The following is a 21,042-nucleotide window of genomic DNA, read 5'->3' as shown; positions in this document are numbered from 1 at the left end:
GGAACGGCTCTCCGTATGCGGAGCGCTGTGCTGCGTCAAAGCTTGCCGTCCTCCTAGTCGTGACCGTGTTGTGACATCGACCGCAATGACGGTAACGAAACGATTGCGAGGTCCGCAAGCGCTACGTGCGATCAATCCAAACATGTGAGATTGATCACGGTAACGCACCGGAATAACTCACTGCGATCGGGGCACGCGGGTGAGACTGAGCGACGACGAACCGTAGTAGAAGGCTTTCGGTCAACCGGTTCGGTGGCTCTACCTGGCGCGCCGTCAGCAACCTACTGGCGAGTAGCCTTGGCCAGGCATTTTCCCGCCCTGGGCAACAGCCCGTGACCTGCGCCACTTAGGATGAATGTGGCCGTTTGGCCCTCCATGTGACTGGTTAAAGTCCGACCCGACCCGCTTCCGACGTCGGGCCGCCAACAAAGACGTTGTCATCACAACGCAGACGAGACGGTGAGTACATGGATCTCTTCGAATATCAGGCGAAGGAGCTCTTCGTTAAGCACGGAGTGCCTTCGTCCGAGGGCCGCGTCACGGACACGGCCGAGGACGCCCGCGCCATCGCGGACGAAATCGGCAAGCCGGTGATGATCAAGGCCCAGGTGAAGGCCGGTGGCCGCGGCAAGGCGGGTGGCGTCAAGTTCGCCGCCACTCCGGACGACGCGTTCACGCACGCGCAGAACATCATCGGCCTGGATATCAAGGGCCATATCACCAAGAAGATCCTTGTCGCCGAAGCCAAGGACATCGCGGAGGAGTACTACATCTCCTTCCTGCTCGACCGCTCCAACCGCACCTACCTGGCCATGTGCTCGGTCGAAGGCGGCATGGAGATCGAAGAGGTCGCCGCGACCAAGCCCGAGCGCCTCGCCAAGGTGCCCGTCGACGCCGTCAAGGGTGTCGACCTCGCGTTCGCCCGCTCGATCGCCGAGCAGGGCCACCTGCCCGCCGACGTGCTCGATGCCGCGGCCGTGACCATCCAGAAGCTCTGGGAGGTGTTCATCGGCGAGGACGCCACCCTGGTGGAGGTCAACCCGCTGGTCCGCACCCCCGACAATGAGATCCTCGCGCTCGACGGCAAGGTGACCCTGGACGAGAACGCCGAATTCCGCCACGCGGACCACGAGGCCTTCGCGGACAAGGACGCCACCGATCCCTTGGAGCTCAAGGCCAAGGAGAACGACCTCAACTACGTCAAGCTCGACGGCGAGGTCGGCATCATCGGCAATGGCGCGGGTCTGGTCATGTCCACCCTCGACGTGGTCGCCTACGCGGGTGAGAACCACGGCGGCGTCAAGCCCGCCAACTTCCTCGACATCGGTGGTGGCGCCTCGGCCGAGGTCATGGCCGCCGGCCTCGATGTCATCCTGGGTGATGCCCAGGTCAAGAGCGTGTTCGTCAATGTTTTCGGTGGTATCACCGCCTGTGACGCGGTCGCCAACGGCATCGTGAAGGCACTGGAAATCCTTGGCGCCGAGGCGAACAAGCCGCTGGTCGTCCGTCTCGACGGCAACAAGGTGGATGAGGGTCGCAAGATTCTCGTCGATGCCGCGCATCCGCTGATCACACTTGCGCAGACAATGGACGAAGGCGCCGACAAGGCCGCCGAACTGGCAGCGGCCAAGTAAGGAAACCGGAAATGTCTATCTTCCTCAACAAGGATTCCAAGGTCATCGTCCAGGGCATCACCGGCGGTGAGGGCACCAAGCACACCGCGCTGATGCTCAAGGCCGGCACCCAGGTCGTGGGCGGGGTCAACGCGCGCAAGGCGGGCACCACCGTCGCGCATACCGACAAGGACGGCAACGCGGTCGAGCTGCCGGTGTTCGGTAGCGTCGCCGAGGCCATCAAGGAGACCGGCGCCGACGTCTCCATCGCCTTCGTGCCGCCGAAGTTCTCCAAGGACGCCATCATCGAGGCCATCGACGCGGAGATCCCGCTGCTCGTGGTCATCACCGAGGGCATCCCGGTGCAGGACACCGCCTACGCGTGGGCCTACAACGTGGAGAAGGGCAACAAGACCCGGATCATCGGCCCGAACTGCCCCGGCATCATCACCCCCGGTGAGTCGCTGGTCGGCATCACCCCGGCCAACATCACCGGCAAGGGCCCGGTCGGGCTGGTGTCGAAGTCCGGCACCCTGACCTACCAGATGATGTACGAACTGCGTGACTTCGGCTTCTCCACCGCCATCGGCATCGGTGGCGACCCGGTCATCGGCACCACCCACATCGACGCCATCGAGGCGTTCGAGAAGGACCCGGAGACCAAGCTGATCGTGATGATCGGTGAGATCGGCGGCGACGCCGAGGAGCGGGCCGCGGCCTACATCAAGGCCAATGTCACCAAGCCGGTCGTCGGCTACGTCGCGGGCTTCACCGCGCCCGAGGGCAAGACCATGGGCCACGCGGGCGCCATCGTGTCCGGTTCGGCCGGTACCGCCCAGGCGAAGAAGGATGCGCTCGAGGCCGCCGGTGTGAAGGTCGGCAAGACGCCGTCCGAGACCGCCGCGCTGGCGCGGGAGATCCTGGAGAAGGCAAGCGTCACCGCCTGATTCGCTGACTCACACGAAGGCCGCCGTCCCCATTGGGGTGGCGGCCTTCGCCGTATTGCCGTTCAGAGGAAGTGGACTACCGAAGCGATCCCGAATACGAGGCTGTACACCGCGAAGGGCAGTAGCGAATTCGATTTGAAGTAGCGCTCTAGGAATCGGACAGCCAGATACGCGGCACCACCGGCGACGATCGATCCGACCAGTACCTGACCGAGGATGCCGTCGCCCTGCGGACCGGCCAGCATGGGCAGCTCGAGCACGCCAGCGGCCAGAATGACCGGAGTGGCAAGCAGGAAGGCGAATTTCGCCGCGTCCTCATGGTCCAAGCCGCGCAACAGACCGCCGATCATCGTCATGCCGGAGCGGCTGATGCCCGCGAATAGTGCGCCTGCCTGCGAGCCGCCGATGATCAACGCGTCTTTGATCGATAGGTCCCCGAGGCCAGTCGGCTCCTCCACCGTCGCGACGAAATATCCCTCTTCGATGGCCTTGGCCCGTGCCTCGGCCTCGGCGAAGCGGCGGCCGTAATCCGATAGCGTCGGCTGGCTGCGGCGACGCATCACCTCGCCGGTGCCGAGCACGACTCCGTTCAACGTCAGAAATATGCCTGCCGCAAGGGGGTTCGCGAAGAAGGTGCGCAGCGGATGCTCCAGCAGCAACCCGAGCACACCGACCGGCACGGTCGCCAGCACCACCAGCCAAGCCAGGCGCTGCGTCGAAGTCTCGACCCGACGAGTACGCAACGTGGTGAGGAAGCCGACCACGATATCGACCCAGTCGCGCCGATAGAACACCAGCAGTGCGATCGCGGTCGCCACATGCAACCCGACCACGAACGCGAGATACGGTGTGCCGGAATCGGAATCGCCCTGGCTGACCAGTTCGCTCCAGGACCCACCCAGCCATGCGGGCACCAAAACGGAATGACCGAGGCTGGAAATCGGGAACAGTTCGGTTATGCCTTGCAGTGCGCCGATAACAACGGCTTGGGTATAAGTGAGCATCGCCTGACAGCTTGGCACGCCAACCCGGCCCCGACACCGCCCTGAAACAGACCTGTGTCCGTTTTGGAATTTGACGCTCGGGAAGCGCAGGAGGGGATTCGGCCCACAACGACCTGCTCCCGGCGGAAGTGCGTTCCCATCGGAGGTGGTAGCGCCGAATTGTTATCGGTCGGCGCAGTTCCACACAGGACCAGCGTAGACGCGGTTTTTCGGCCGCCAGGCCAGCTGGTTAAGGATGACCTGAGCCAGCGAGTGCAGTAGCGTCGGGTAGAGATCCAGCCGTTCAGAATTACGTACGACTCGACCTAGGAGACGACGACCATGTCATACCCGACCGGGGGCTCCGGGTACAACGCACCCGCGACGCCGCCCGCACCTTCCAGCTCCGGCCAATCGGCTGGTACCGGTGCCGAGTCCACCGCGAAGGGCCTGCCGTACTTCCTGGTGGTCGGTGTCGCCGCGCTCGGTGTGCTCAACTTCCTGCTCGGCTTCCTCCCGTTCTTCGGTCAGAAGCCGCGCAGGGGTGCCTCGGTCGACGGTAGCGACACGCTCAGCCTCTTCCAATACTTCGGTGCCGCCGGCCTGCTGGCGATCCTGCTGCTCGGCGGTCTGCTCGCCGGACTCACCCTGCTGCCCAAGCAGAATTGGACCGGCGCTGCGGCCGCGGCATCCGCCGCCGGGTTCCTCGGCACGCTGTTCCTTTCTTTCACTACGCCCGACGATCTGAACGTCGAGCTGAAGTGGGGGGCGTACGTGCTGCTCATCCTGGCTTTCGTGCAGACGGCCGTCGCTGTCGCCGCGGTGCTGTTCGAAACCGGCGTCCTGACTCCGCCCGCGCCGAAGCCCGCGACTCCGCAGGGCCCGCAGGGCGGTTTCGGCGCCGGCGGTTACGGCCAGCAGGGTGCGTTCGGTCAGGGGCAGCCCTCGGCCTTCGGTCAGGGGCAGCCGGGCCAGTACGGTCAGGGTCAGTTCGGCCAGAGCCAGCCGGGTCAGTTCGGCCAGGGCGGGCCGCAGTACCAGCCACAGCAGCCCTACGGTCAGAGCCAGCCGAGCCAGCCGACCTACGGTCAGGGCCAGCAGCCGTCCTATGGGCAGCAGCCGCCTTCCTATGGTCAGCAGCCCGGATACGGTGCGGCGCAACAGGGTTCGCCCTATGGTTCCGCACCTGCCGCGCAGCCGCGCCCGGATGAGAGTGCCACCCAGCACTTCGGGACCCCACAGTCCGGACAGCAGTACGGCACACCGGGTTTCGGCCAGAGCCAGCAGGGGCAGCAGGGCAATCAGGGCCAGAACCAGCCCTTCGGCGGTGAAACCGGTTCGGACCCGTCCTCGGACGCCACCCACGCATTCCGTCCGGACGAGAACAAGTAATCCTTCGGCTCTCCCGGCGCGTCCCAGACCGGGTCGGCGCGCCTGACCCGGTTGCGCCGGGGGAGCTGCCACGCTGAATTTTCATGAGCTCCTCGAGATCCTCTCTTGGTCGCCGGACCACTGAGTCCCGCGGCGCGCCGCAACGTTCGGCACGGAGCGACCGATCGACGCCGCGCACATCCGCGGACGTTTTCGACGAGGCCGGATTCCTATCGCTCACCCCCGAGCGCGCCCGCGTGCTGCTGTTGGTCGCGGCCAGGCCGACGACCTACGCGCTCGTCGCAGTCGTCGTTCTCATGCTGGCCGCCCTGTTGTCCTCGGGCAGCAACCTGGCCGGTACTTCGGGTGCGATCGCCGCGGGTTGGCTTGCGGCACACCAGGTTCCGCTGGTAATCGGCAAAACCCCACTCGAACTCCTACCGCTGCTGCCCACCGGCCTGCTGGTCTGGCTGACGGCCCGCGATTGTGCCCGCGCGGTCGAACCGGACAGTTCCCGTGCGGATCTCGGTTGGCTCGTCGGCGCGGCGCTGGCCGGACCGCTGCTGGTCACGGCCGTCTGTCTGGCGGTCGCCGAGGACGCCTCCGGTGTGGTCGCATTGCAGCCGCCGAATACGCTCGCCGCCTTCGGCTGGGTGGGCGCCGTACATCTGGTCGGTGCCGCTGGCGGCATCGCGAGCCGGAACCGGCGTCGGCTGTTCATCGCGGCACGGCTGCCGGATTGGGCGGTCGCGGGCATCTTCGGTGCTGGCCGAACGGTGGTTCGCCTGCTGGTCTGCGCTGCCGCGGTCGTCCTCGTGTCTTTCTTCGCCCACTGGTCGCGCATCGGTGACACTTTTCACGCCGCGGGCAATGCGGCCGGGGTGCTCGGGCTGATTCTGCTGTCACTGGCGTATCTGCCGAATGTGGTGGTCGCGACGGTCGGTGTGCTCGTCGGCGCCTGTGCACAATTCGGGGACGCATCGATCAGCGTGTTCTCCGTTGTCGGCGGCCCGATTCCGGCTCTTCCGCTCATGGCGGCGGTGCCGACCGGTCCCGCCGAAGGCTGGTGGCCGTTGCTGCTGGTGATTCCGGCCGCGGTGGGTGTGCTCGGCGGGCTCGATATCGGACGGACCTCGCACGACCGGGCCGCCGCGCCGTGGGCGACGTTGTGCTCGGCGGCGCTGGCCACTGTGGTGTTTGTGCTGCTCGGCGTGGTCGCGGGGGGTGACCTCGGGAGCTTCGGCCACCTGGGGCTGGATCCGATCTTCGTGGTGGTGAGCTTCGTGTGCTTGGCCACAGCCGGATATGTGGGTCTGGTGTTCGCGCGCTGGTTCGTCATTCCGATCGGCGCACCGATGACCGCGCACGAAGACGATTACGACGACCACTACTACGAAGACGACTACTACGATGACAGTGCTCACTACGACGATCATTACGAAGACGAATACGACGAATACGACGACGAATACGAGGACTACGTCGGTCCCGACTTCGAGGCGGAACTCGTCGACGGCGAACTGGTCGAGGAGCAGCCCGCCATCGCCACCGCGCGCGCCGCGGGCGGCAATACCGTGCCCGACATCGTCGATGCCGAAGTGGTCGAGGCGGACCTGCCGGAAAGTGACCGGGTGGACGGTCGTTAGGCTTTACCCGGCGGCGTAACACCGCCCCAGCCCTTCGACCGAACCGCAGGAGTGGACCGCTGAGCTCACCCACCCCGCCCGCTGCCGCCCCCCAGCCGTCTTCGAATGCCCCGTGGGTGCCGACCGCCACCCCGGCCACCGTTGTCGTACTGGCTTCCGGCACCGGTTCGCTGTTGCGCGCCCTCATCGAGGCCACCACGGCTCCGGAGTATCCGGCGACCGTCGTCGCCGTCGGGGTCGATCGCGTCTGCCAGGCCACCGAACACGCGGCCGCAGCGGGTATTCCGGCCTTCCGGATGGCAGTGCCGGACTTCCCCGACCGCGCCGCCTGGGATGTCGCGCTGACCGATGCGGTCGCCGCCTACGAACCCGATTTCGTGGTATCGGCCGGATTCATGAAGATCCTCGGCCCCGTCTTCCTGGCCCGCTACGGCGGTCGGATCATCAACACCCACCCCGCGCTGCTGCCCGCATTCCCGGGCGCGCACGGGGTCCGCGACGCACTCGCCTACGGGGTGAAGATCACCGGTTCGACCGTGCACCTGGTCGATTCCGGCATCGATACCGGACCGATCCTGGCTCAGGAGGCGGTACCGGTGCTCGACGATGACGACGAGGCCACCCTGCACGAGCGCATCAAGGTTGTCGAGCGACGGTTGCTGGCGGAGGTTGTCGCCGCCGTCGCCACCAGAGGCATTGTCTCCGACGGACGAAAGGCAGTTATTCCAGATGAGCGGGTACTTCGGTGAGTGAGCGCAGCGAACGGCCAATCGACCCAGCTGAGCGCAGCGAACGGCCAATCGACTCAGCTGAGCGTAAGGGGATTCTCCGGGCGCTGATCAGCGTCTACGACAAGACAGGGCTCATCGAGCTCGCGACTGGACTGAACGCCGCGGGCGTCGAATTGGTCTCCACCGGGTCGACCGCGGGCAAGATCGCCGATGCGGGCATTCCGGTGACCAAGGTCGAGGATCTGACCGGATTTCCGGAGACCCTGGACGGCCGGGTCAAGACCCTGCACCCGCGCGTGCACGCGGGCATCCTCGCCGACACCCGCAAGGCCGAACACGTCGACCAGCTGGTCGAACTCGGTGTCGAGGCCTTCCAGCTCGTGGTGGTTAATCTGTACCCGTTCACCCAGACCGTGGCCAGCGGCGCGAGCAATGACGAATGCGTCGAGCAGATCGATATCGGCGGTCCGTCCATGGTGCGCGCGGCCGCCAAGAACCATCCGTCGGTCGCGGTGGTCGTCGACAGCGGTGACTACGACGATGTACTGGCCGCGGTGCAGGCGGGTGGGTTCACCCTGGCTCAGCGGACCGCGTTGGCGGCCAAGGCTTTCCAGCACACCGCAAGCTATGACGTCGCGGTCGCGAGCTGGATGACCAGCGTGCTCGCTCCAGCGTCCGAGCCGAATGAGACTGTCGCGCGGCAGTTCCCGAGCTGGATCGGCGGCTCGTGGGAACGTGCCTCGGTACTGCGCTACGGCGAGAACCCGCACCAGTCCGCCGCGCTGTACACCCAGAACGACGGCAGCCGGGGGCTTGCGCAGGCAAAGCAGTTGCACGGCAAGGAAATGTCGTACAACAACTACACCGATGCCGACGCCGCATGGCGCGCCGCCTACGACCATTCGGCACCAGCGGTCGCGATCATCAAGCACGCCAACCCCTGTGGCATCGCGATCGGCGCGGATCTCGCCGAGGCGCACCGCAAGGCGCACGCATGCGATCCGGTGAGCGCCTACGGCGGTGTGATCGCCGCCAATGGCGAGATCACCGTGGAGATGGCCGAACAGGTCGCCGAGATCTTCACCGAGGTGATCGTCGCACCGTCCTATGCCGACGGCGCCGTCGAGGTGCTGCAGCGCAAGAAGAATGTGCGCATCCTGGTCGCCGAGCCGCCGCGCCGCGCCGGTGCGGAACTGCGCCCGATCAGCGGCGGCGCGCTGCTGCAGAGCCGCGATATCCTCGACGCCCCCGGCGACAACCCGGAGAACTGGACCCTGGTCGCAGGTGAGGCAGCCGATGCGGAAACTCTCGCCGATCTCGAATTCGCTTGGCGCGCCTGCCGTGCGGTGAAGTCCAACGCGATCTTGCTCGCCCATGACGGCGCCTCGGTCGGTGTCGGCATGGGCCAGGTCAACCGGGTCGATGCGGTCGGTCTGGCGGTGCAGCGCGCCGGTGACCGTGCCAAGGGCTCGGTCGCCGCATCGGATGCGTTCTTCCCGTTCTCCGACGGCCCCCAACAACTCATCCAGGCCGGTATCCGAGCCATCGTGCAGCCCGGCGGCTCGGTGCGCGACCAGGACACCATCGACTTGGCCCGCGAGGCTGGAGTCACTCTCTACCTGACGGGCTCGCGCCACTTCGCCCACTGAGTTACCCGCCGAAGAGGGCGGGACCCGCTGGGTCCTGCCCTTTTCGCGTGTCAGGCCAACCGGTCGACGCCTACCTCGGCCTGATCAACTGGGGTGCCGTAATCGTGCGCACAGGCAAACGTCCGCGCATCCGGAACGCCGGACCGCACACTCGCGCAGGAACCATCAGCGCCCACCGCGATATCATCGTCGACTACTGGATTCGCCGCCCCCGCTGCCGCGATCGCCGAACCCGTCTAGACCGCGCTGAGGACCTGTCGACTTCCGACGGGAGCTTTCAGTGGCACTTCGAGGGTGCCGAAAACAGCAATCATGGTGCACATTCGGCCGACGGCGTCGGCGCGCGTGCCCGATCGAAGTTCCACGGTGACCGTCGAATCGGTCTCGGTCACGCTGGCATCCACGCCGTAGCACTCCGGCGATCCGGTCTCGAAGTTGACCGCGATCCGGTCATCGGCGACTCGGGACCACGACGTGAACGGAATCGGGTGCGCGCCAACGATCGTCGGATCGGCGACGAATATCCGGCCCGCGTCGGCCGGTGTACCCTCGGTCGGCGTACTCTTCACCGCACTGGTGGTCGTCTTCTGTTGTGCCCCATCGCTATCGGAGCCACCGCATGCGGTGACGGCGAGGCCGACGAACAATGCGACGGCGACTGCGGCGGGCCGAACTCGCGACATCCGATACATACCGACCACCCTAAACGACGCCACGACGCCTCGATGCGAGCCGTACCAGCAAATCCCAAGAAGCGTCGGTCAGATTGTGCGACAAGATGTTAGAGCGATAGCGCCCACACAGTGAACATTCGGCTAAGCCTGCGCGTAATACCTACGCACCACCCGCTCGCCCAGTAGATTCGGGGGCCGATGCGTGCGAGCGGTACGCATCGGGTCGAAATGCTCGGCACAGTAAACCTTGAAAGGAAGAACGTGGGCGACACGCTGCGCGTTGGTGAAGAACTCGGGCTCGGTCAGACGCTGGTCGGCGGTGCGTACACCCTTACCCTGCAGCCCGACGGCAATCTGGTGCTGTCGGAACCGGATGGAAATGTCGTGTGGTCCACCCTGACTCACGATCAGGGTGTCGAGCGGGCCGTCCTGCAGGAGGACGGCAACTTCGTGCTCTACAAGGGTGAGGGCGCCGCCTGGGCCACCGACACCAACGGCCGGGAAGCGGATCGGCTGACCGTACAGGCCGACCGCAATGTGGTGCTGTACGGCGCGGACGGCAGCACCCTGTGGGCGTCGGACACTCGAACCGACAACCCGCTGCCCGCCCCGGAGCCCGAGCCGGTTGCCGAGCAGGTCGCCGAGCCCGCCGCCGAAGAGGCCGCGCCCCCGCCGCCGGCCATGCAGAACTACACGGTCGAGCCGGGCGACACGCTGTGGGCCATTGCCGAGCGCTTCTACGGCGACGGCAACCGCTACCAGGAGATCGCCGACGCGAGCGGTATCGACAACCCGGATGCCATCAACCCCGGGCAAGTGCTCACCATCCCGTGACGTGCTGACGACGAAGGGCCCCGAGGCTGATTCAGCTTCGGGGCCCTTCCATGTGGTTGCTACCGGCTGGTGAACGGCAAAAGTGCCATCTCGCGGGCATTCTTCACCGCGACGGCGACCTGGCGCTGCTGCTGTGGGGTGAGTCCGGTGACCCGGCGGCTGCGGATCTTGCCGCGATCGGAGATAAAGGTGCGCAGCAGGTTGACGTCCTTGTAATCGACCGTCTCGACGCCCGCCGCGATCAGCGGGTTCTTCTTCGGGCGACGGGCCTGCTCGGCGCGAACCTTCTTCGAGGGTGCTCGCTTGACTGCCATGTGACGGTTCCTTCTCGAGATCGGTGGTTGTCTACCAGCTCGATTTGTGCACACCGGGGAGCTCACCCCGATGGGCCATCTCGCGTACACGTACGCGAGAGAGTCCGAACTTCCGGAGATGTCCGCGCGGGCGTCCGTCCGCGGCGTCCCGATTGCGCAATCGTACCGGACTGGCATCGCGTGGCAGCCGCTGTAGCGCCGACCGTGCCGCGGCGCGGTCTTCCTCGGAGGTGGTCGGCTTGCGGATCAACTCCTTGAGCTCCGCGCGCCGCACCGCATGGCGGGCGACGATCTCCTTGCGCTGCTCATTGCGTGCGATTTTCGACTTCTTGGCCATCAGCGTTCCTCACGGAACTCGACGTGCCTGCGCACCACCGGATCGTATTTGCGCAACACCATGCGGTCCGGATCGTTGCGCCGGTTTTTCCGCGTTACGTACGTATATCCGGTTCCCGCAGTGGATTTCAGCTTGATGATCGGCCGGATCTCGGTCGATTTCGAGGCCATGGCGCTCCCGTCAGATCTTGTCGCCGCGGGCACGGATCCGGGCCACCACGGCCTCGATCCCATCCCGGTCGATGGTCTTGATGCCCTTGGTGGAGACGGTCAGCGTGATGCGCCGGTCCTCGCTGGGCAGGTAGTAGGTCTTGCGCTGGATATTGGGATTCCAGCGCCGGCTCGTCCGCTTGTGCGAGTGCGATACGGACTTGCCGAATCCCGGCTTGCGCCCGGTGACCTGGCAGTGTGCCGACATGCGGACTCCTTCCAGTTTTGATAATCATTTTCGACAACAGCTGCTCGACAATGTACCGTTGCTCGACAGCAAATGAAAATCGTTTCCGATTTGAGCGGTTCTGCCTGCATAACGAGGTCGGGCAGCTGCTCATGCCGAACTGGATTCCGAAAGGGGTGCCGCGTGGAACCCGCCGCCCTACTCCCACCCGGGAGGCAGTCCGACCGGAGAGCGCCCGTCGTGGTGCTCGCCGGATGCTCCGGAGCAGCCGCGGCGGGTGTGGCACGACTGGCCGCCGCGCTGCGCGAGACGCCGGGCACCGTCACCATCCGCCACGACCTCAGCGGGCTCGGTGAAGGCATCGTGCATCGCTCGGTGCGCATCGGCGAGCAGGAGACCACGACCGTGCTCGAATTAGCGCACGGCTGTGTCTCCTGCACGTTGCGCATCGATCTGCTGCCGCTGCTGTGCGTGCTCGCCGCCCGAGAATCGGTGGAACGCATTGTGCTGGAACTGGATCCGGCCTTCGAGGCGGAAGCAGTATGCCAGGCGATCGAGAATATTGTCGTCACCGGTGTGGTCGGTCGCGTCGACGGCCCGGCCGGTCGCGACGTGCGGGTCGAGGCCGTGCTCGCGTGTATGGACGCGCGAACCTGGTTGGCCGATGCCACCGGCGAGGACACCCTCGCCGAGCGCGGATTGGCGAACGCCGATGACGACCGAACTGTGGCCCAGGTTGCGGTTGGTCAAGCCGAATTCGCGGATGCCGTTGTGGCACAGGGTAATATCGGTGACCCGGTGGATCGGGCGCGGCTCGCCGCGGTGCTTTCCCGGCTCGTACCCGAAGCGCCGGTGGCCTGGATCGACGATATCGATCTGCTCGACTCGGCCGATGTCGAGGCATTGCTCGCGCGCATCCCGGCTGATGCGCGGCGCGGTCGCGTCTTCGATGCCCATGCGCCGCTGCTGCGTGGCCAGCCGCCGCTGGGCGCCGAATATGGTGTCGTACTCATCGAATTCGCCGCGAGCCGCCCGTTCCATCCGGCCCGCCTGCACGAGGCCCTCGATGTGCTCTTCGACGGAGTCGTGACCGCGCGTGGCCGGATGTGGCTGGCCACCCAGCCGAACGAAGTGGTGTGGCTGGAATCGGCTGGCGGCGGATTACGCGTCGGCGGCGCGGGACCGTGGTTGGCCGCGATGAGTCCGAGCGAGTTGGAACAGGCCGACCCCGCGCGCCGCGCCATGGCCGCGCTGCGCTGGGACGAGCGGTTCGGCGACCGCGATATTTCGCTGGTCATCCTGGCCCACGACGCGGACCCGGCCGAGATCCGGCGAGCCCTGCACTGGGCCCTGGTCGAGGACGACGAACTGCGCCTGGTGGAACGCGCGCCCGAGCGGGTCGCGCAGTGGGAGGACCCGTTCGGCGAATGGCATGCCGACCCTTGCGAACCTACCGGCCTGCCGATCGACGGCCAGGCGAAAAGCCCGAGAGGAGAAGCGATATGAAAGTCGGCATACATCCGGACTACCATCCGGTGGTATTCGAGGATTCGAGTACCGGAAAGCGGTTCCTGACCCGATCCACCGCCACCAGCGCGCGCACCGTCGAGTGGGAGGACGGCAATACCTACCCGCTGCTGGTCGTGGACGTCACCTCCGATTCGCACCCATTCTGGACCGGCGCACACCGCGTGCTGGATACCCAGGGCCGGGTGGAGAAGTTCGAGCGCAAATACGGCAAGCGGGCCTCGTCCCGGCTCTCACGAGGGGAGGGCTGATATGGCGGTGCCCAAGCGCAGGATGTCGCGGTCGAATACCCGCTCCCGCCGCTCGCAGTGGAAGGCGACCCCGCCGGACTTGGTGCCGGTCACTGTCGGTGGGGCCGTACACAAGGTGCCGCGCCGTTTGGTGCAGGCGGTGCGGCGCGGACTCATCGATCCGGAACGGATCTGATACGCGCTCGAACGAACGGCGGCCCGGCCGAAAGTATCTGCCGGGCCGCCGCAAAGCGATGCGAACTCCGTCGAACGAACCGGAATGTGCGAGCCGACGATAACTCGTGCGCTGCTGAGGTGTGACCGAACGTAGGGGACCGACGGTTGATCGACCGGAATGGTGCGTTGACGCCATCGCTGCGGTCTCGATCGCGACCCGCTCGGCACTGTGGCAATTAGTTGGCTATCTAGCTAGCGCGCGCAACATGGCAATTTCGCAATACTTCGATTGCGCTGCGATAGCTATTTCTTCAATTACGTACTGTGAGTTGGTTTTTCGTGTCCGTAAAAGTCCTGGCGCAGTGATGATTTCGTGCTCTCGCGCCGGTACCCTCATCCGGGAGGGCGGGTTCTCGGAACCCCGGTTCACCGGATCTCCGGGAACCCGCTCATCGCCAAACTTCCGGCAGCTAAGCCGATTTCCCCACTTCCCGGTTACCGGGCAAACCTGGCAAGTCCGATAAAACGGACTCCAGTCGGGCCAGTTGTTCGCCCACGAAATCGGCCGGGCCCTCGATCAGTGAGAGCGGCCACGGCCAATGCGGTCCTTCCAACCGCTTGACCTCCTCGACCAGATCAGCGGTGGTCGCTTCGAGTTCGCTGATCTCCGTGCGCAATTCGCCGACTTGCGTACGCAAATCGGCCGATTCGTCCTCCAGCTCCTTGATCCGCTGCAGTGCCGCCGCCACACCATCGACCAGGCTGCGATAGCGGCCCTGCGCATCGGTGCCGAGCTGCGGCCAACCGGACAGCTCCGGACCGCGCAGCTGGATCTGGATATCGCGCAGCACTGCCTCTTGTTCCGGGGTCACATCCGGTTCCTCCCGTACGAAGTCCCACTGGCCGAAATCTACTGTCTCGGATTCGTTTACATCGCAGAGCACGCCGCCGACGACCACCTGCCGCAATGTCTGACGGATATTGCGCCTGGTCTCCACATTGGTGCCCGACCAGGCATCGGTCTGCCACGACCAGCTCGCGACGCCCGCGTCCAGTGCCCTGCTGATCGACCAGAACCCGCCGTAGATACCCACATTCGCGGCGCCGAGCACGGTAGCCGCGCCTTCGAGATAGCCATTGATCGCGACCTGATCCTGCGGCGTCGAATCGAAATCTGCGGAGAAGTAGATCGGCCGATCCTTGCGCCCGCCGCAGCGCAGCACCTGCGTCAAACCCGCACGGGCATCGATGATTCCGGCGCCGTAGCCGTCCAGCATCCTGGCCGCGGTCGTCTCCCAGTTCGACACGATGGAGATGCCGTTGGCCCGCAGGTCATCGGCCTCGGCCGGGGTCAACTGCTTGCCGGGTAGGGTCGGACCGCCCTCGGAGAGGTAGCGCACGACGAAATCGAAACCGGCCGCTCGGATGGCCGCGCCGCCGGGACGGCCCGCCGCGTAGTCCAGCCCCAAACGCATATCTCTCACTGTAGGGGGTGTCGGCGGCCGAAATCGGCGGCATTGCCGAACCCGCCAAAACTGGCGGTGCCCGGTGGTTGACTGGGTCCGTGGAGGTGCCTATTCACTAGAAACGGAGGTGACCGATGCCCATACGCGACGAGGCATGGCCCGAGGGAACACCGGCCTGGATCGACTGTCAGGTCGACGATCCGGGTAAGGCAGCGCAGTTCTACGCGGGTTTGTTCGGCTGGGAGATCCAGGACACCGGACCGGATTCGGGCGGCTATCTGATGGCACTGAAGGCCGGCGCGCCGGTGGCCGGAATCGGTCCGAAACCGGTGTCGATGCCAGGCACGCCGTCGGTCTGGACCACCTACTTCGCGGTCGAAGACGCCGATGCCACCGCGGTGAAGGTGCAGCAAGCGGGTGGCGAGGTGATCGTGCCGACGTTCGATGTCATGGAATTCGGCCGGATGTTCGTCGCGACCGATCCGGTCGGCGCGGTCTTCGCGGTATGGCAGGCGAGCGGCCACAACGGCGCGGCCGTCTACAACGAACACGGCGCCTACGGCTGGAATGAACTGCATACCCGCGATTTCGAGGCGGCCAAGAAGTTCTACAGCGACGTATTCGGCTTCAGCTACACCGAATTCGACTTCGGCGACGCCGGGTACGTGGTGTTCACCCCGCCGACCAGAACCGAGGGCGTCGGTGGTATCGCCGACGAGTCCGGTAGGCCCGCCGACGGTATGCCCTCGTACTGGCTGGTGTGGTTCCAGCACGACGATGTGGACGCGGGCGTCGCGAAGGCCACGGAACTGGGTGGCCGGGTGCTGCAGGCGATCGCGGATTCACCCGCCGGACGCTCGGCTGTCATCGCCGGTCCGCAGGGCGAGGCGATCGGCATCATCGATCCGAGCAAGACCGTCGGGCAGATGCCCGCACCCAAGGCCTGACCAGCGAGCTCCGGTCGGTTCAGCGCACCGACTGGAGCTCGGACCTCGGCCGGTCCGACCGCAGCTCGGCCCGGCGCTTGGCCTCGAGCGCCGCCGCGGTCTCGCGCCGATCCGGTGCGATCAGCACCGCGCTGATCGGGATCGTCAGCGCCAGCGATCCGATGACGAACATGGGGAAGACGAATTCGAACAGCGTGAGTCCGTCCGGTGCCTTCGTGGTGGAATCGATGGTCGGGTCGAGGGCCGCGATTCCCGCGTAATACATGCCCGCCACACCGGCGGCGAACAGCAGCACCGTCGCCGCTCGCGCGAGGAAGCCGTGCAGCGCCTGGAACGACCACAGCGTGCCCACACCGGTGATCAGCGCGACCACCATCGCGACCGCCGCGAGCCACGGGGAGATATCGACCGAACCCTGGATGCGGATGGCCCCGAGTCCCAGATACAGGGTCAGGCCGATGCCGAAGCCCATGACCAGCCCGCCCGGGATGAGTCTGGCCAATTGCAACCGACGGCCGATGATGATCAGCGCGACGAATACCGCCACGAACGATGTCACCATGGCCGAGATCATCTTGCCGCCATCGAAGCGCGCCGCGGTACCCGAAATATCGAGACCGAGCAGCGCGACCGAGGTCGACAGCCAGGCCCCCACCCCGCCGAGCGCCACCGCGGCCGAGGTCACCCACACCAACCGGAACCGGGATGAGCGCGCCGCGTGCAGTACGCAGGCCAGCCCGACCACGGCGCCGAGCACCGAAACACCGAAGGAAAGTGCGGCGACCCAGTACCCCATCGAGAACTGGTCCACCGCAGCGCCGTTGTCCGCCGCAGCGAACAACCGGACGTCATGCATGTCGGGCGGTTCCTTCCAATTCGAGCGCCTTCAGTTGGGCGATCGCGTATTCGGTGACGGCCGCAAGCGCTTGGCGGACCTCCATGGCATTGCGCGCGTCGATATCCACGATGGGCACCCCCTCGCGCACCGAAAGCGCCTCGCGCAGTTCGGCGATCGGGAAACGCGGTGCGTCCGGAAAACGGTTGACCGCGATCAGGAACGGCAGCTTGCGTGCCTCGAAGAAGTCGACCGCGGCGAAGCTGTCTTCCAGCCGTCGCGTGTCGATGAGCACCACCGCGCCGATGGCGCCGCGGATCAGGTCGTCCCACATGAACCAGAAGCGGCGCTGGCCGGGCGTGCCGAACAGGTACAGCACCAGGTTGCCGGGCAGGATGATGCGGCCGAAATCCATAGCGACCGTGGTGGTTTCCTTATCCGGCGTATCGGCGAGATCGTCGATACCATCGGAGAAGCGGGTCACCATGGCCTCGGTGCGTAGTGGGACGATCTCCGAGACCGCGCCGACGAAGGTCGTCTTACCCGCGCCGAAGCCGCCCGCGACCACGATCTTGGTCGAGGCGACCCGAGTGTCGGCCTCGGCGGGTCCGGTATTGCCGGATCCGGAGTTGCCGGGCTGCCCGTAATTTCCGCCTTGCCTATAGGGCACGGAGTCCACGCAAAGTCCTCTCCATCAGGGAACGGCGCTCGTCGAAGCTCGCCTCGTCGGTCAGGGTCGAATGCACGCGCAGCGCGCCGTCGACGACGAGGTCACCGACCATGACCCGGACCATGCCGAGCGGTCGATCCAGGTGGGCGGCGATCTCGGCGACCGACAGCCGGTGCGTGCCCAGCCGCAGGATCTCGGTGCGTAGATCGCCCGCCGGCCAATCGAGATGCGCAGTGTACGACAGGGTTTCGATCACCGCTTCGAGCGGTAGGTCGACCGCGGGTTCGGTACGCCCGGAGGTCAGGGCGTACGGTCTTACGCGGGTGGTCGGCCGGTTCGGTCCGTGGCCGAATGGACTCGACATCGTTGGATCAGACGGCTGTCCGGGCGGTGGCCGTGACCACCGTGCCCACCCGGTCGACGAGCAGGGCCATTTCGTAGCCGATCCGGCCGATATCGTGCGACTTGTTGGCGAGCACGGCCAGGTGCGACCCGTTGCCGACGCTCATCACCAACAGGTAGCCGCGCTGCATCTCCACGATCGACTGCATCACCTTGCCGCCGTCGAACAGCGATGCCGCTCCGGTGGAAAGGCTGGCCAGACCCGCGGTTACCGCGGAAAGCTGTTCGGCGCGGTCCGCGGGTAGATTCGGGCTGGTCGCCTGCAGCAGCCCGTCCGCCGTCACCAGCACCGCATGCGACACTCCGGGCACATCCTTGGTGAAGCGGGCAACCAGCCAGTTGAGGTTCTCGTCCGTGGTGCCATTCGGGTTGGTCATACAAGCCCTCCGTCGTTGTACTGCGCTTCGGCCCGCCCGCTGCGGACCCCACTGAGATGCCTGGTCAGGTTGTTCCGGATCTCCTCCGGATCACGTATGCCGGGTTCCTCGACCGGCGCGAGGCCACCGGGCACCAATTGCGCTCCTGGCCTGCGGATCGGCAGTCCGCCGACGGTTCGGGCCTCGGCGGTCGGATGGCTCGCCTGTTCGGCGGCCGTCCAGCCCGCATCGGCGGGGGAGGTCCACGCCGACGGCGAGGTTTGCGACGTCGCGGGCTCGACCAACCACTCCGAGACCATCCGCTGATAGATCGGCGTCGGCGTTTCGCCCTGCACGGGCTGTAGTCGGGTCGAGGTGTTGTTCGCGGATTCGGCCGAGACCGGCTGTAGTCGAGTCGAGGTCGGCTCGGGTTCGGTTGCGGCGGCCGGCCTTCTGGTCGGCAGCGGCGGCCGCACGGCGGGCTGCTGCCCGGTCTGATGCGGTTGCGCGGGCTCGGGGGAGACGATCGGGTTCGATCCGGTGTGCATCGGTTCGTCGGGCTGTTCGGCCCACAGATCGGTGACCGCGCCGACGGACGTCTGCGGTTCCACATCGACGACCGAATTCGGCCCGGTGACAGGATCATCCGCTGGAGTCGGCGGCCCGAACGGCGCGATGCGGGGCCGGTCGTCCGCGCCGCGACGGCCGCTCGGATTCTCCGCGAATACGTCGACCGAGGTTTCGGTGTGATCGTCGCCGGGTACCGGTATCTCAGGCGCGTCGGCGACGCGCATGGTCGGACGACGTTGGGGCAGACCGGAACTGGTGACCGCGAACCGGGACGGCTCACGCTGCGGCAGGCTCGGCACCGGCACCAGCGTGCGCGGCGGCTGTTGTTGCGAGGGAGTGGGTAGCGAGGCCATGGTCTGCGCCTCGATAATGGCTCGCTGGTTCGGATCGGTCGCATCGAGCGGAGGCGCGACCAATGCGCCGGGCAGGTGCACGCTTGCGGTGATGCCTGGCTGCTGTGCCATGGTCGAGGTGCGGCGCAGGCTCACCGTGATGGTGTGCCGCTTGGCGAGTCGGCCGACGACGAAAAGGCCCATGCGGCGTGCGGTTTCGACGGTGACCTCACCGCCGGAGGCCAGCCGGTCATTGGTGAGCTGCAGATCCTCCAGCGACATGCCGAGGCCGCGATCGGTGATCTCGATCAGATAGCCGCCGTCGACGGCGCGCGCCACCATCACCGCGACCGGTGTGGTCGGCGGGGAGTAGCGCAGCGCGTTATCGATCAGTTCGGCCAGCAGATGTTCGATATCGACAGCAGGCTCACCGGCGACGATGCCGTCGGGCACCGCGCCGATTTCGACCCGCTGGTAGTCCTCTACCTGGGAGACCGCACTCCAGAGCATGTCCGATAGCGGTACCGGATGTAGTTGTCCGCGGCGTAGTGCGGTACCGGCGAGCACCAGCAGGTTATCGCCGTTGCGGCGCATGCGGGTGGCGAGGTGGTCGAGGCGGAACAGGCTTTGTAGCCGTTCGGCGTTGTCCTCGTCGTGTTCCAGATCCTCGATCAGCGAAAGCTGCTGTTCGACAAGGGATTGGCTACGGCGGGAAAGGGTTTCGAACATATTCCCGATCTGCAATCGCAGTCGGGCCTGATCGGCGGCGAGATTCAGCGCCTGCTCGTGGATTTCGTCGACGGCGCGGGCCAGCTGGCCGACCTCGTCGGTGGTGTGCACGCCGACCGGGGTGATCTCCGGGGTCGCCCCACCGCTGCGCACTACCGCGAGTTCGTCGGGCAGTTTGATGTGCGCGACCTCGAGCGCGTCGCGACGCAGCCTGCGCACCGGGACGACCAGGGTGCGCGCGACGGCCAGGGCGAGCGCCAGACCGGCCAGCAGCATGCCGATGACGATCGTGGTCTCGCGCAGCGCACCGGTCTGCGCCTCGGTGGTCCGGTGCGCCAGCGCCTTATCGATGGTGTCGGCGAGGGAATTGGTTGTCTTCTCGTAGGTGTCCGAGCTGACCTGTAGTGAATCCAGTACGGCCGGATTCGATGTCGGATCCCCGCCGTTTTGACTGAATGCGCCGAGGCGGACGCCGACCGCGTCCAGCAGTGGCCGCATATTCGGCGCATTGTCCGGCAGGATGATGCCGTAGGTATTGATCATGGTCATCTCGGCGCCGGCGGAGGTGAGCACCTTCGCGCGCACGCTCGGATTGCGGGCGGCATCGGGGGAGCCGATCATCATGCGCTGCTGGGTGAGCACGCGTCGCGCGTTCTGAATCGCGCCGATCTGCAGGAAGTAGCGTTGGATGACGAGGTCCTCGACCGAGGGCGAGAGGGCGTAGGCGTTGCCGATGCGCACCGCGATCTCATCGGCCTGCTCACCGACCATCATCGGCGATCCGTTGCGCAGGCTATTGCGCATGGTGGTGCCAGTGGCCACCGCCGAGGCCAATTCGGAGGTGACCCGGGTGCTCACCTTGGTCGTGCGCATTCCGGCCTCGAGATCGGCGAGTGCCTGATCGAATTTCGTCAATGCCGCGTCGGTCGCCGGATCCGCGGTGTTACCCCAGGAGGCGGTCGCCGCGACCGCGAGTTGTTCGGTGGCCGTTCCGAACTTGACGATCGGGCGAATGATGATGACCTGTTCGGTCGCCGCGTCCAACTGGGACATGGTGCGCAGTTCATTGTTGATACGGAGCACGGCGAAGACGGTGGCCAGCAGCACGGGCAGGACCAGCACGATGCCAACCTTGCGAGTGACCGACCAGTTGGACAGACTGAATTGCCAGGACCGCGGTGCAGCTTCCATCCGCTTCCGTTGCCTCCGCTTCACGAGCTTGCACGTGTGCCCCCGGATGGCGCGTGGCTGTTCGGTTTTGATTCAACCCGCTGAGAACCAACTAGAGGTCTTCTTTTTACCGCAG

23 protein-coding genes are annotated in these 21,042 nt (G+C 66.0%); 11 read left to right on the top strand and 12 right to left on the bottom strand.

The window, feature by feature from the left end:
- Positions 1-467: 467 nt before the first annotated feature.
- Together sucC and sucD are read left to right on the top strand one after the other, a co-directional pair.
- Complete coding sequence (sucC, locus tag ACIBG0_RS31145; protein ID WP_397037317.1) at positions 468-1,634, top strand: ADP-forming succinate--CoA ligase subunit beta; 1,167 nt, start codon at positions 468-470, stop codon at positions 1,632-1,634.
- An 11-nt stretch (positions 1,635-1,645) separates the two neighbouring features.
- Positions 1,646-2,560, top strand: a complete 915-nt coding sequence (sucD, locus tag ACIBG0_RS31140) for a succinate--CoA ligase subunit alpha (RefSeq protein ID WP_397037315.1) — start codon at positions 1,646-1,648, stop codon at positions 2,558-2,560.
- A gap of 62 nt (positions 2,561-2,622) precedes the next feature.
- Here sucD and ACIBG0_RS31135 read toward each other — a convergent pair whose 3' ends face one another.
- On the bottom strand, positions 2,623-3,564 hold the full coding sequence (locus ACIBG0_RS31135) for an undecaprenyl-diphosphate phosphatase (RefSeq protein ID WP_397037313.1): 942 nt from the start codon (positions 3,562-3,564) through the stop codon (positions 2,623-2,625).
- A 321-nt stretch (positions 3,565-3,885) separates the two neighbouring features.
- On the opposite strand from ACIBG0_RS31135, the gene ACIBG0_RS31130 reads away from it, so the two are divergent.
- From ACIBG0_RS31130 to purH, 4 genes are all read left to right on the top strand, one after another.
- Complete coding sequence (locus tag ACIBG0_RS31130) at positions 3,886-4,935, top strand: DUF5336 domain-containing protein (protein WP_397037311.1); 1,050 nt, start codon at positions 3,886-3,888, stop codon at positions 4,933-4,935.
- An 83-nt stretch (positions 4,936-5,018) separates the two neighbouring features.
- Entirely contained in the window at positions 5,019-6,560 is a 1,542-nt protein-coding gene (locus ACIBG0_RS31125; RefSeq protein ID WP_397037309.1) for a DUF6350 family protein, read from the top strand.
- A gap of 59 nt (positions 6,561-6,619) precedes the next feature.
- The gene (gene purN / locus ACIBG0_RS31120; protein ID WP_397037500.1) at positions 6,620-7,309 is read left to right on the top strand and encodes a phosphoribosylglycinamide formyltransferase; all 690 of its coding nucleotides are present in this window, start codon (positions 6,620-6,622) and stop codon (positions 7,307-7,309) included.
- Positions 7,310-7,359: 50 nt separating this feature from the next.
- Positions 7,360-8,940: a bifunctional phosphoribosylaminoimidazolecarboxamide formyltransferase/IMP cyclohydrolase gene (gene purH, locus ACIBG0_RS31115; RefSeq protein WP_397037498.1), complete on the top strand. Its 1,581-nt coding sequence runs from the start codon at positions 7,360-7,362 to the stop codon at positions 8,938-8,940.
- Between the two features lie 236 nt (positions 8,941-9,176).
- On the opposite strand, the gene ACIBG0_RS31110 is transcribed toward purH, so the two are convergent.
- On the bottom strand, positions 9,177-9,632 hold the full coding sequence (locus ACIBG0_RS31110; RefSeq protein ID WP_397037307.1) for a hypothetical protein: 456 nt from the start codon (positions 9,630-9,632) through the stop codon (positions 9,177-9,179).
- Between the two features lie 243 nt (positions 9,633-9,875).
- Between ACIBG0_RS31110 and ACIBG0_RS31105 the strand changes: the two genes are divergently transcribed.
- The gene (locus ACIBG0_RS31105) at positions 9,876-10,448 is read left to right on the top strand and encodes a LysM peptidoglycan-binding domain-containing protein (RefSeq protein ID WP_397037305.1); all 573 of its coding nucleotides are present in this window, start codon (positions 9,876-9,878) and stop codon (positions 10,446-10,448) included.
- 59 nt (positions 10,449-10,507) lie between these two features.
- Here the strand turns inward: ACIBG0_RS31105 and rpsR are convergent, their stop codons facing one another.
- Genes rpsR through rpmB form a run of 4 tightly spaced genes read right to left on the bottom strand, consistent with a single transcriptional unit; the run spans position 10,508 to position 11,516 of the window.
- Positions 10,508-10,762: a 30S ribosomal protein S18 gene (gene rpsR / locus ACIBG0_RS31100; protein ID WP_040695439.1), complete on the bottom strand. Its 255-nt coding sequence runs from the start codon at positions 10,760-10,762 to the stop codon at positions 10,508-10,510.
- 31 nt (positions 10,763-10,793) lie between these two features.
- Positions 10,794-11,099: a 30S ribosomal protein S14 gene (rpsN, locus tag ACIBG0_RS31095; protein WP_397037304.1), complete on the bottom strand. Its 306-nt coding sequence runs from the start codon at positions 11,097-11,099 to the stop codon at positions 10,794-10,796.
- Positions 11,099-11,269 (bottom strand): 50S ribosomal protein L33, encoded by a 171-nt coding sequence (rpmG, locus tag ACIBG0_RS31090; RefSeq protein WP_397037302.1) that lies wholly within the window; start codon positions 11,267-11,269, stop codon positions 11,099-11,101. Before rpmG ends, rpsN begins: the two co-directional genes overlap by 1 nt.
- A gap of 10 nt (positions 11,270-11,279) precedes the next feature.
- Positions 11,280-11,516 carry a 50S ribosomal protein L28 gene (gene rpmB, locus ACIBG0_RS31085; RefSeq protein WP_227996914.1) on the bottom strand — a complete coding sequence of 79 codons (237 nt, stop codon included), beginning with the start codon at positions 11,514-11,516 and terminating at the stop codon, positions 11,280-11,282.
- 162 nt (positions 11,517-11,678) lie between these two features.
- Here rpmB and mrf point away from each other — a divergent pair, with 162 nt between their 5' ends.
- Genes mrf through rpmF form a run of 3 tightly spaced genes read left to right on the top strand, consistent with a single transcriptional unit; the run spans position 11,679 to position 13,448 of the window.
- Complete coding sequence (gene mrf, locus ACIBG0_RS31080; protein ID WP_397037300.1) at positions 11,679-13,001, top strand: ribosome hibernation factor-recruiting GTPase MRF; 1,323 nt, start codon at positions 11,679-11,681, stop codon at positions 12,999-13,001.
- Entirely contained in the window at positions 12,998-13,273 is a 276-nt protein-coding gene (locus ACIBG0_RS31075) for a type B 50S ribosomal protein L31 (protein WP_397037298.1), read from the top strand. Before mrf ends, ACIBG0_RS31075 begins: the two co-directional genes overlap by 4 nt.
- Before the next feature lies 1 nt (position 13,274).
- Positions 13,275-13,448: a 50S ribosomal protein L32 gene (rpmF, locus tag ACIBG0_RS31070; protein WP_397037296.1), complete on the top strand. Its 174-nt coding sequence runs from the start codon at positions 13,275-13,277 to the stop codon at positions 13,446-13,448.
- Between the two features lie 451 nt (positions 13,449-13,899).
- On the opposite strand, the gene ACIBG0_RS31065 is transcribed toward rpmF, so the two are convergent.
- Positions 13,900-14,904, bottom strand: a complete 1,005-nt coding sequence (locus ACIBG0_RS31065) for a glycoside hydrolase domain-containing protein (protein ID WP_397037294.1) — start codon at positions 14,902-14,904, stop codon at positions 13,900-13,902.
- 125 nt (positions 14,905-15,029) lie between these two features.
- On the opposite strand from ACIBG0_RS31065, the gene ACIBG0_RS31060 reads away from it, so the two are divergent.
- Positions 15,030-15,842: a VOC family protein gene (locus ACIBG0_RS31060; RefSeq protein WP_397037292.1), complete on the top strand. Its 813-nt coding sequence runs from the start codon at positions 15,030-15,032 to the stop codon at positions 15,840-15,842.
- 19 nt (positions 15,843-15,861) lie between these two features.
- Here ACIBG0_RS31060 and ACIBG0_RS31055 read toward each other — a convergent pair whose 3' ends face one another.
- The 5 genes from ACIBG0_RS31055 to ACIBG0_RS31035 all read right to left on the bottom strand — a co-directional run bounded on the left by ACIBG0_RS31055 (position 15,862) and on the right by ACIBG0_RS31035 (position 20,927).
- A complete protein-coding gene (locus ACIBG0_RS31055; protein WP_397037290.1) occupies positions 15,862-16,698 on the bottom strand; it encodes a hypothetical protein in 837 nt (278 codons plus the stop codon).
- Positions 16,691-17,248 (bottom strand): ATP/GTP-binding protein, encoded by a 558-nt coding sequence (locus ACIBG0_RS31050; protein ID WP_040695543.1) that lies wholly within the window; start codon positions 17,246-17,248, stop codon positions 16,691-16,693. Before ACIBG0_RS31050 ends, ACIBG0_RS31055 begins: the two co-directional genes overlap by 8 nt.
- Positions 17,249-17,336: 88 nt before the next feature.
- Complete coding sequence (locus ACIBG0_RS31045) at positions 17,337-17,711, bottom strand: DUF742 domain-containing protein (protein ID WP_040695427.1); 375 nt, start codon at positions 17,709-17,711, stop codon at positions 17,337-17,339.
- 7 nt (positions 17,712-17,718) lie between these two features.
- On the bottom strand, positions 17,719-18,126 hold the full coding sequence (locus tag ACIBG0_RS31040) for a roadblock/LC7 domain-containing protein (RefSeq protein ID WP_397037289.1): 408 nt from the start codon (positions 18,124-18,126) through the stop codon (positions 17,719-17,721).
- Positions 18,123-20,927 carry an ATP-binding protein gene (locus tag ACIBG0_RS31035; protein WP_397037288.1) on the bottom strand — a complete coding sequence of 935 codons (2,805 nt, stop codon included), beginning with the start codon at positions 20,925-20,927 and terminating at the stop codon, positions 18,123-18,125. Before ACIBG0_RS31035 ends, ACIBG0_RS31040 begins: the two co-directional genes overlap by 4 nt.
- Positions 20,928-21,042: the final 115 nt, after the last annotated feature.

This window comes from Nocardia sp. NPDC050630 (assembly GCF_044457245.1).
In the GTDB taxonomy this organism is placed as follows: Bacteria; Actinomycetota; Actinomycetes; order Mycobacteriales; family Mycobacteriaceae; genus Nocardia.
This window is presented reverse-complemented; position numbering and strand designations above follow the sequence as displayed.